Raw genomic sequence first — 11,197 nt, forward strand, 5'->3', positions numbered from 1 at the left:
AAGAAGCTAAAAATCTAGATATAACTTGGTATCTAGATTTTTAGCTTCTTTATTATCTGCTTATTTATTTTTTTCTAATTGCTCTTTAACTAATTTCCCAATTTCAACATACTTACTATTTATAAGCCCATAGTTATCTTTAACATGTGGAACCATGCATCCACTACAGTCTTTTATTCCGTTTTCAGTAATTTTGAAATTACCACCACATTTATCAGCTAATGCGTAAAGTGGGCAATAACAAAATAGGCAATTAAACTCCTCAGGTTTATTAGTTTTGTGACAAGGGAAATATTCACATTCCTTATTTTGATGAAAAGCATAATGCTTACCTTCCCAATATTTATCTATCATTTTTTCTCCCCCTACCCTTTATCCTTAGTGTAAAGTTTTTTACACTATTTATCTTACACTTTTTATTATACAGTTTGTACTTTTAACAGTCAATTTCTAGCATCCATAACCTTTAATATAGAATCAGCTGCTTTCTTTGCACCTCCAGCATTTTTGAAACCGTCTGCTAATTTATATGCGTTTTTCTTATAATCATCATTATCCATAACCTGCAATACTGAATCTTTTATCCATTGAGGTTTATTACCTTTTAAAAAGATCCCAGCTTTCAAATCAGCAACTCGTTTTGCTACCATTCCTTGCTCTTCATGCTGTGGGTATAACACCATAGGAACACCATAATACAAGCTTTCATTAACACTATTCATACCACAATGAGTAACAAATACATCTGTACTTTGAAGCACTATAATTTGCTCCACACTATTTTTAACCTTAAAATTATCCGGTATATAGCCTAAGTCTTCAATTACAGTATCTTTTCCAACTGACATAACCACATGAAAATCACAAGTTTCAAAGGCTCTTATACAATTTTTATAAAACTTTATATTTTTGTTATTAACCGTTCCCAAGGAAATATATATTTTTTTACGCTTTCTTTCCTCATATCCAGCCTTAACATTAGATACTGAAGGACCTATAAAGGAATATTTATCTGAAAAAGTCTCTACCATTGGTTGAAACTCCTTTGAAGTATATACAATTGTATTTGTATCATTATCATTTTGAATTATAGAAACAAAATTCTTAACATTATATCCATGGTTTCGTAAAAGCTCTATTTTCTTATTAATACGACTCATGCCTAAAATCATACGTATAACTTCCTTAAAGCTTTTCTTCATCATCTTTGCTGTATACTTATTAAATGCAAAGGTTGTTGTAGAACATACATAGGAAATATTCAATTTTTCTGCAAATAGCTTACCCCAAAAACATAAAGAGTCTGATACAATACAATCTGGATTAAACCCTTTAAGTTCACTGCATACTTTTTCATCTAAAGCTATAGTCGTATCTGCTATCATCTCAATTAAAGCAGCAAAATCCTTCCCAATTTTTTTCTCATCTCCATGCTTTAATTCTGGAAGATACTCATTACAACTAATAAATTTTGCACCTGCTCCTTCAATCTTTTCTTTAAATTCATCAAAAGAATAGTACCATACTTCATTGCCTCTATATGATAATTCACGCACTACCTCAATAGTAGGATTCGTATGTCCATGTGCAGGAATGCAAAAAAATACTATCTTACTCATATTATAATCCTCCCCTCTTAACCCCTCTGCTTAAAATCTATTACTCCTTAGTTACCACACCAATTTGTCCTACAAAATTTATAAGGTCACGTTGATGTACAATGGCAATTCCCCTATCTTCATCTCCTAATATTAATAAATTATCACCAGACTTAATATTAAATAGCTCCCTAGCTTTTTTAGGAATAACAATCTGCCCACGTTCTCCAACCACAACAGACCCAAAGAAATGTTTTCCCTTAGGTGGTACAACAACACCTGAATCTTCTTCTGAATGATTAACTAAATCATCCATAGTAACGTTATACAGTTTTGCAAGAGCAATACAACTATTTATATCTGGAGTTGACTCTCCATTTTCCCATTTAGCAACAGCTTGCCTAGAAACATTAATCTTCTCTGCTACCTCTTCTTGAGTATATTGATTGATTTTCCTTAATCTTTTCAAATTTATATTAATCATATTTGTCATACCTTTCATATTTATTATATTTTTCTTACCCTTCAATGTCTATCAACCAGCATTAACATTCATGTATATATTTATATTGAAATTATAACTTCATTACTCCTAGAAGTAGTAGATATACAGAAGAATTACATTCTAAGAAAAAATTTCATAAGAACTCATTAATTTAAAAATAGCTATATAAGTTTAAACTTACATAGCTATAATTATTAATTATTTTATTTATTTTCTAATAATACTTTTGGTTTACTTTTAATTCCCTTTATTCCAAGATTACCGTAGATTTCACTAACTGTTCCTGCGGTAATAAATGCATCAATTTGTTCTTTTTTGATAAATTCCATAAGATAAGAAAATTCATTTCGTGTCATTAAACTTTCAATTTCATACTTGCCCTCAGCTTCTAATCCACCTTTAATTGGATATAGTGTTGCTCCACGTTTCATATCTTCTATTATAAATTTACGAATTAACTGATAATCATTAGAAATAATACAAACCCTTTTTCTAGAATTAAATCCTATCATGAAGTGCTCCAATATTAATCCATTGAGATAAGTTCCAATCAATCCTATGATTACCGTTCTTATATCATACACAAAAATTGCGGTACAGCAAATAATTGCTCCTGCAATAGTAACTGATGTACCTAAATCAACGTGAAAATATTTTTATATCATTTTTAATTGGGGTTTAAAGTAATGACTACTAAATAATATTTGTTCGTGCTAAACGTCATCTTTGTTTATTTGTAATTAAACATAATAATTCTATTGAATTACTAGAAGATATTTATCCTTATTTAATTATAGAATCTAAAAGAAAACGTGCAGAAGAAAAAATACCTATATTTCTATATAATATATTCTCCATAAAGAATTCCAAGGCTTACTCTTTAGAACTATCATTAAACAATTGGTATATAGTTTTTATTGTCTTCTAAATCTGATAATTCCCTCATAAGTTTACAAAGTTTTTTAATTGTGATTTCTAAATACTCTTCATCTATATAAGCAAAACATATTCTTAAAGTATTAAAATTTACCTCATTGGGATAACATATGGTTCCTGGTAAAAAAGAAATTTTCTCACTATTAATCGAGTGAAATAAAAGCTTCTCCACATTAATATTTTCCGGTAAAGTAATCCAAATGTTTATTCCCCCTTCTGGCATAGTCCAAGTTGTACCTTTAGGTGTATTCGCTTTTAATATCTTTATTACAGTGTCTCTCCTTTTCACTAATTCTTTATTTAATTTTGCAACATACCTTGTAATCTCATTTGTTCTTATAAAATCTAAAATTATTTTTTGACTTAAAATTGATGTTCCTAAATCGTGGTTAGCTTTAGCTGCTATTAATCTTGAAATTAAAGAGCCTTCAGCAACAACTGCCGCTAATCTATTCGTGGGTCCCAGAATTTTTTTCATACTTTTTATATAGATAACATGTCCGGTTTTATCCATTGATTTTAGTGGTTTTACACTATTATTTGTATAGGAAATTTCACTCCATGGATCATCCTCTATTATTATGCTATTGTTGTATTTTGCAATATCTAAAAGTTCAAGTTTACGTTTCATAGACATTGAATAACCTGTAGGATTTTGAAAGTTCGGCATTGTATATATAACCTTCGGTGAATATTTATCACATAAAGACATTAAAATATCCGTTCTCATGCCCTCTTTATCCACAGGCACTGTTAGAATTACAGCTCCTCTACATTTAAATAAATCTATAGCTCCAGGATAGGTAGGTGTTTCCATAACTACAACATCACCTGGACCTACAAAAGTACTTGCTATAAGACTTATTCCTTGTTGTGCTCCATTAGTAATTAATATATCTTCTCTATTAGTTGTTATTCCTTTCAAACCTAGATATTTTGCCATTGCTTCCCTAAGTTCACAATCTCCTTGTATAGGAGGATATGTAGAAAGTTCCTTCTCATTAAGATTAAAAATTTTAAAAAAATCCTTTAAAATAGTTGCAGTAGGAAGTAATTTATAGTTTATTGAAGCTATTGATAGATTAAAGTACTTGCTGTTATAAGATAAATTAGGATTATTTCTAAATTGAGATCTAGCTAAATAATCAGTTACAGATATTTGCCATTGAAAGTCATCTTTCTCCAATTGTATTTGCTCTTCTCTTACATTGTTTCTTTTGTTTACAAAAGTTCCTTTTCCCTGTATTGTTGTTACAAGTCCGCATTTTTCTAGTTCATTATAAGTCTTTACTATAGTCATAGGGCTAACATTTAATTCTCTTGCTAGACCTCTAATTGATGGAAGTTTCTCTCCATCTTTTAGAAGTCCAGATAAAATTCTATCTGAAAATAACTGGATTAATTGTTGTGTTATTGTGATTATACTATTTTTATCAATTTTAATATTCATAATAAACCTCCATAAGTGTTATACACTGTTATAGTATTTACTTTATATTTATAATCATATTTTATACCACTGTATAAAAAAATCAAAGAACTAAATTAAAAATGATTATAACTCATCAGAACTGTTACACTTAACATTTGACTGTTATACACTGTGTTGTTTTATAATTACATCATAAATCATATACGTAGGAGGTTTTATTATGAAGAAATTATTATTAACTTTAGGGAGATTATTTTTAGGTCTTTTTCTCTATGCTGCAGGAATAGTTTTGACAATAAACGCAAATTTAGGACTTTCTCCTTGGCAAGTTTTTCATCAAGGAGTTTCTAACCATATTGGTATTACTATGGGCCAAGCAAGTATAATAGTTGGTTTTATATTTATAATTCTTGATTGGATATTAGGTGAAAAGTTAGGTATAGGAACTATTTGCAATATGCTTTTCATAGGTATTTTTATGGATGTTTTAATGCTTAATAACTTAATTCCTGTAGTCAATAATATATTTGCCCAATTTTTAATGCTAGCTCTCGGAATGTTTGTTATAGGTATAGGTACCTACTTTTATATTGGTGCTGGACTTGGTTCCGGACCAAGAGATGGTCTCATGGTTGCTTTAACAAAAAAGTTTAAAAAATCTGTTCGTTTCATAAGAAATAGTATTGAGTTAACAGTGCTAGTTATAGGTTATATATTAAGCGGAACTGTAGGGGTTGGTACTTTAATTATGGTAATTGGATTAGGATATTTTGTTCAATTTGCCTTTACATTATTTAAATTTGATGTAAGTAAAGTTAAACATACATTTATTGATGATTATATTAGATTTATAAACGACAATATAACGAAGAAAAAGGAAGATAAAAATATTTCAAAAGAAAAAACCACGACATGATGTCGTGGTTTTGAATGGTGGAGGCGAGAGGATTATCCATCCTACATCTCTGTAGTCACTTAATACATCTACCTCTTATACCAATATTTTTTTAAATTGAATACCTTTTAAGACTCTTGGCTTATTATAGAAGCATGGTTTAGTTTGATATCTTCTATCCTAGTATTCCTAAGTTTATTAGACCTAATAGGCTAAAGAAATGTAAATAAAAACCCTACTATTAAAGTTAGATAGCAAGGTATTATACTAACCAGCCAGTTTACCTGCCATAGCTTTCATCAGGTGAAGTATTCATTTAATCTCCTAAATTTATAATATGATCTATTACCATAAAGATTATTACCTTATTTGATTTATTTCTGATAATATTGAGAAACCAGTAAATACTATCTATAGAGGTGGTTAAATGACAGAAATAGAAAAAGCCTATATAGCTGGAATAATTGATGGAGAAGGGAGTATTATGTTACAGCGATTTCACACAAATCAATATCCTGCTCCTTGCGTATCAATAGCCTCCACTACTATAGAATTATTAACTTGGCTAAAAGATACCATTGGATATGGAGTAATAATAAAGAAAAAAAATTATAACCCCGAAAAACATAAGTTATCTTATTCATTTGTAATTAAGCAGAATAATGCTATTAAATTACTAGAATATATTTATCCTTACTTAATTATAGAATCTAAAAGAAAACGTGCAGAAATGATAATAACACAATATAAAGCTCTTACCCCTAGAAATGGTAGATATACAGAAGAACAGCTTCAGAAAAAGGAGACTTTTTACGAAGAATTCATTAATGTAAAATAGCTACATCAGATTAGAGCTGATGTAGCTATTTGTTACTGGTGGAGGTGAAGTGAAGGATGACCTTTAAAATCCACTACTATTACAATTTTTATGTAGTCTTATATTAATAAAACCCTGTCTAACCATTTTACATCATCAACATTCCTGTTGTAATCCACCAAAACTATTTCTAAATTATCCTCATTAAAAACCTTAAGCTTATTTGCAACTTTATCCTTAAAATAGTCAGTATCGCTCCCATTATCAATATCAATTACTGTTACTTTCTTATTATCAATATCAATTAATGTTCGTAATATACCATTGATATGCTCATCATCTTGATTGAATCCAAAACCCACTATACATATTTTATCTGAATTTTTAAAATCATCATACATTTCAACATATTTTTTAGACATTTCTATTGATGTCATAGGTTTTGTCCCACTTTGTGTGAAAATTAAAGGTACTAAAAAATGCTTTTCCTTATCCGTAAGCTCTTCTTTTTTTCCTAATCTATTAACATATGGGTCATACCACATATTTGTTGAACCATTTAAGTAACAAATTTCTTTATTTAATACTTCTTGAATAAATACATTATAATTAGTTGTAGCAATTGCTGTTGTTTCGAATTTATCTAAATTTAAACCCTCTAACAAATCATGATAATATCCATTTTGTACAATAATAGAAGTATCTCCAAGCTGACTTACTATATACTCTCTAACTGATAATAGAAAAATATTTATCTTACAAAATTTTGCCCATTCATCTTTAGGACAATATAAATAATGCCAATTTGAATCGATTAATGATTTGTAATCTAATACAGATGCATAAATTGTTTCAATTACATTTCTAGAAAAGCTTAATAATAAATCCGCATCTGAATTCAACTCTATCTTTTTATTCTCCATAACATATTCTAAACCTGACAATCCTGTAGTCTGTGAATTAAGTTGAATAATATCTCCTATGTCATCTAATAAGTCTATATCATCATCTTTATCCTTAAATATGCCGTCATTAATTTTTCTTGTTAAATTCTCGCTTAATGCCCCTATTTGCAATTGAAATATAGCTAATATAATCTTTCTTATTTCATTTTTTGTATTACCTTCGAATACTCCTGGCGTTTTATATAGTTTTAATAAAGAAGAGAAGTAATTACTTTCAAATATTTTGTTTCCCTCATTAAAATAATCAATAAATGATATTCTTTGTTTCATATTACAATTTTTTAACGGTGTTCCCAATAAATCAGAAACGATTTCAGAATAACTCTTACTATACTTTCCTATTAATTTTTTTTCTTCATCTTTTGCAATATCATCAAATTCATTTAATTTAGCTATTATTCTATCTCTGTTATGCTCAATAGTATCCCTTATAATCGCTTCAAATACCGTCTTACCAAATGAACTTACACTTTTGCTTTTGTAATTATCGGGAAGCCAATTAGCAGCATAATATGTCGAATCATCTATCTCTTCACGCTGCTCTTTAAATAATTCTTTTATTTTAGTAGTATCTTGTCTAAATATCTCTAATGCAAACTTTCCACCTGAAGGCAATCCATAACCAACTTCTGCTCCTGCTCCAAACAAAAATCCAACTTTCAACTTATTCCCCCCCCCTTATTTTCCAATATATCTATATTTTATCATTTATTATTATTTTTATATATATTTATCATTCTTCAAGCTAACTCTTATATAAAAGCCTTAACTATACATTTGTAAGCACAAAAATCTACTAATAAAAATCAAGTATTTTTTAGAAGGTTTTTATGTTTTTATCTATTTAATTTTGAACATACAAAATAGACTAAACTAATTTTTCCGTTTAGCCTGTTTTTCTTGTATCTTTTAAAGAAGTAGTTAAGCAGTATAGATTTCTTTTACTCTTGAATAGTAAACTCGTAAAAACTTATTTGGTGCTGATATTGTTCTTGGAGCAAGTGTCTCTCCTACTCCAGGCATTTCTCTTACCACATCATACTCTTTTAATTTTCTCTATAGTTCTGTAATTTGTGTTAAAATAATTTTTAGAGTTCTGTCTATATCTCTAAGAACTCGTACAAATTCTAGTATTAGCATTTTGCTTGATGGAGTAATGGAAGATATGATTGGGATACTTTCTGAAGCTAATGCATAAATTTGTTTTGCTTTTGTTTCATTTAGATGGTATCCCTTTTTCTTTGACCACTTTAGGTAACTATTGATAAACTGTTTTTCACTCTTTTTTGTCATATTATCAAAATGCCAATATTCTTCTACAAAGTCATTTAGTTTATCCCTTTCACGATTTTCCGAATTGTTTTTTAGTAAAGATTTTATTCCTGGCATTGTTTTAGCTAACATATTAGTAAGTGTAAGTTTCTTTCTATTCTCATTTTAATGTAATGGGCATATTGTCTACCAAGCAACTTGAGCTCTGAATATACTTCATCCTTTACTGGATATTCCTATAAGCGAAACCAGTTATCTATTCCGTAGTTTGCTATCTTTATGGAATCCACTTTATCTGTTTTACCTTTTCTAGGAGTCAAGGATACATATTTTTTTATGATTTATGGGTTAATTACTGACACAAATATTACTTTTTCTTTCAAGTAGCTAAGTAATAAAAATCATCATTTATTACTTCAAAGAAATACTTTACTGAATCTTCATAAGCCATTCTTGATATATCTTCTAAATCACAATTTTCATCTGTATAACAACCTTTCTTATCATTCCATTGAAGAAATCTTGCTATTTTTATGCGATGTTTGTACACATTTATCACAAACTAATATATCCAAATATTTTATACATCAATATCAGTATTATAATATATATTTATAAATTTATTTATAATACATAATTACTAAGATGCAAAATATTATTACACAATAACAAAGATCTTCTTTTAAAGAACTTTACAGCAAAATTAATATTATAATTGATTAAAATAATTTATTGTATTTTCACTTCCATCAAATGCTCCATTCTCATCTTGCCAAATTACTTTTATATTATTTTCTTCTAAAAAACATATATGTTTATCTGAAATTTTTGATTCAAATATTGCAACTTTTTTACTATCATAATCTGTAAACTTATCCATGGCAAACATTTCATAATAATATAACTGTGCAAAAGCTTTAGTTACTTGTACTCTCTCATCCTTCAACGTTCCATTTAATGTTTTTACCTCTCCTATAATTATAGGACTTGATCTTTTTACTCCCAAACAATCTATATTCCCCTGCCAAATATCAAATTCTTTATTTCTTAATAATAATTTAAATCTATCCAATACTACCTCATGTCTATCTTTTCTTAATTTAATTTTTTCTTCCGCAATTGACCAATCTACTAATGTCTTATCATTATCATTGTCATTATCATTACTATCTAATTGATAATCTTGTTGTTGATTTTCATCAGCTTTTAAATCTCTAGATAAAAAGAATCTTAATTTTCCTAAAGTTCTATCATCTATTTCAGACTCTTCTTTCTCATGTTCATATAATGTATAACCATCAACATCGTTTTCTTCCTCTTCAACTTCTGAGTAACTTATATTATTTACCACTTTTAAATTTCTAATTACATCCTTATATAAATTAAAAATCTCTTCAAATAAATAATACTCATCTTCTTGCTTATATACTATATTCATATTTTTAAAAAAATTAATTATTTTATTATTTTTACCATATTTTCTATCAAAATTATCACTTTTAATTAAACTTATCATTTCTTCTATAGAATTTTTTCCTCGTCTTCTTTCAATTTCTTCTATAGCATCATTATACGTAAAGTTCCCTTTATCCATCAAATATAAAATAATTGCATATTCAAATGTAGTAACTCCCTTTAAATCTATTATTGACTTTAAAAATACATTCGGAGCTTCTACATCTGAGTCTGTACCGCTAATTCCATTATTATTTCTTCCAAATGAATCATTTATTAGTGATTCAAATATTATTTCTATTTTATTTTTTTCATTTGCAACTCTATATCTTCTTCCCCTTTCAGTAATATATAGATTTGCTGGTCTGCCAACAAGGGTTGCTAATCCTAAATATCTAGCCATTTCAGTTTTTCTCATTGCTGCATTCTTATTTGTAACCTTTTCCAATAAAGAGTCTTTCATTAGCTCATCAGCTAAATCCCCTTGATTAATTGGTTCTTTGATTTCTAATAATCTTAATACTAAATTAATCATTTCTGGATTTGAATCTATACTCGGAACTACTAATCCCATAAAAAAACCCCCTTATTAATATAACTAATAAGGGAATTATATCATATAATAGCAAATCTATCCTATAGTTTATCTATTAAATTTTTAACAATTTTTTTTATTAATAAAGGTGGAATTCCTTCTCCTATAACATTTCTAATCAATCTTTCATTTGACCATTCAGGTATATTCCAGTCTAATGGTAATGATGTAACTATCAATAATTCATATATTGTTAATACTCTTGGGTCAGAAAAAAATCTTCCTGCTTCTGTGCCATTATTACAGATTTCTCTTCCAGGATGAACACAAACTGATGATGATATAACTCCATTATTTTGAGTTATTGTATTTGCTGGTTTATTCCAAGAAAATCTTTTATAAGTACTAATTCTACCTGTAATAGTTGTACCATCTGTTTTTTGAGGATAATATATCTTATTTTCAAATGCTGTCTTTCCACTTGGAGTATGCATCATCCATTCAATATGATGCCAAGAATGAATAGGTGGATAATTCCATTTAGATATTGCTAATGCTCTTTTTCTTTTTTCTTCATATTCCGGAAATCTCCATCTTTCTTTTTCTTCTCTGACTAATGGGTCTATAGAAGGCAAATATCCAATGGCTTCCTCTAAAGTGACCACTGGCAACTCCGGCTCTGGATGCTCCCATCTGATATTTGTATCTTTTCTAGACAATAAAAATATAGAACGCTCTCTACTTTGAGGGACTTTATAAAAACATGCATTTACAACACTATCTTTAT

12 protein-coding genes and 1 pseudogene are annotated in these 11,197 nt (G+C 28.4%); 2 read left to right on the forward strand and 11 right to left on the reverse strand.

The annotated features are described in order from the left end of the window. Positions 1–60: 60 nt before the first annotated feature. The 6 genes and pseudogenes from B2671_RS11670 to B2671_RS11695 form a co-directional block, all read right to left on the reverse strand. Positions 61–354, reverse strand: coding sequence for a cysteine-rich small domain-containing protein (locus B2671_RS11670; protein WP_346870581.1), 294 nt, complete (start codon positions 352–354; stop codon positions 61–63). Positions 355–443: 89 nt separating this feature from the next. After that, positions 444–1,619, reverse strand: coding sequence for a macrolide family glycosyltransferase (locus tag B2671_RS11675; protein ID WP_346870582.1), 1,176 nt, complete (start codon positions 1,617–1,619; stop codon positions 444–446). 40 nt (positions 1,620–1,659) lie between these two features. Next, entirely contained in the window at positions 1,660–2,127 is a 468-nt protein-coding gene (locus B2671_RS11680; RefSeq protein WP_414632636.1) for a helix-turn-helix domain-containing protein, read from the reverse strand. Positions 2,128–2,306: 179 nt separating this feature from the next. Beyond that, a complete protein-coding gene (locus tag B2671_RS11685) occupies positions 2,307–2,534 on the reverse strand; it encodes a DUF2179 domain-containing protein (RefSeq protein WP_346870590.1) in 228 nt (75 codons plus the stop codon). A gap of 21 nt (positions 2,535–2,555) precedes the next feature. Then, a pseudogene (locus B2671_RS11690) lies at positions 2,556–2,747 on the reverse strand (YitT family protein); the annotation flags it as partial. A 248-nt stretch (positions 2,748–2,995) separates the two neighbouring features. Next, positions 2,996–4,489 (reverse strand): PLP-dependent aminotransferase family protein, encoded by a 1,494-nt coding sequence (locus B2671_RS11695; protein WP_346870583.1) that lies wholly within the window; start codon positions 4,487–4,489, stop codon positions 2,996–2,998. 202 nt (positions 4,490–4,691) lie between these two features. Between B2671_RS11695 and B2671_RS11700 the strand changes: the two genes are divergently transcribed. Further along, positions 4,692–5,387 carry a hypothetical protein gene (locus B2671_RS11700; RefSeq protein WP_346870584.1) on the forward strand — a complete coding sequence of 232 codons (696 nt, stop codon included), beginning with the start codon at positions 4,692–4,694 and terminating at the stop codon, positions 5,385–5,387. Positions 5,388–5,793: 406 nt separating this feature from the next. Next, the gene (locus tag B2671_RS11705) at positions 5,794–6,204 is read left to right on the forward strand and encodes a hypothetical protein (protein ID WP_346870585.1); all 411 of its coding nucleotides are present in this window, start codon (positions 5,794–5,796) and stop codon (positions 6,202–6,204) included. A gap of 98 nt (positions 6,205–6,302) precedes the next feature. On the opposite strand, the gene B2671_RS11710 is transcribed toward B2671_RS11705, so the two are convergent. The 5 genes from B2671_RS11710 to B2671_RS11730 all read right to left on the reverse strand — a co-directional run. Next, entirely contained in the window at positions 6,303–7,811 is a 1,509-nt protein-coding gene (locus B2671_RS11710) for a hypothetical protein (protein ID WP_346870586.1), read from the reverse strand. 393 nt (positions 7,812–8,204) lie between these two features. Then, entirely contained in the window at positions 8,205–8,552 is a 348-nt protein-coding gene (locus B2671_RS11715; RefSeq protein ID WP_346870587.1) for a hypothetical protein, read from the reverse strand. A gap of 247 nt (positions 8,553–8,799) precedes the next feature. Next, complete coding sequence (locus B2671_RS11720) at positions 8,800–8,979, reverse strand: hypothetical protein (RefSeq protein ID WP_346870591.1); 180 nt, start codon at positions 8,977–8,979, stop codon at positions 8,800–8,802. Between the two features lie 150 nt (positions 8,980–9,129). After that, complete coding sequence (locus B2671_RS11725; protein ID WP_346870588.1) at positions 9,130–10,449, reverse strand: hypothetical protein; 1,320 nt, start codon at positions 10,447–10,449, stop codon at positions 9,130–9,132. 62 nt (positions 10,450–10,511) lie between these two features. Further along, positions 10,512–11,197: DNA cytosine methyltransferase (locus B2671_RS11730; RefSeq protein WP_346870589.1), on the reverse strand; the 686-nt coding region annotated here is incomplete at its 5' end.

The sequence above is a fragment of the Clostridium sp. UBA5119 genome (assembly GCF_002414285.1).
In the GTDB taxonomy this organism is placed as follows: Bacteria; Bacillota; Clostridia; order Clostridiales; family Clostridiaceae; genus Clostridium_J; species Clostridium_J sulfidigenes.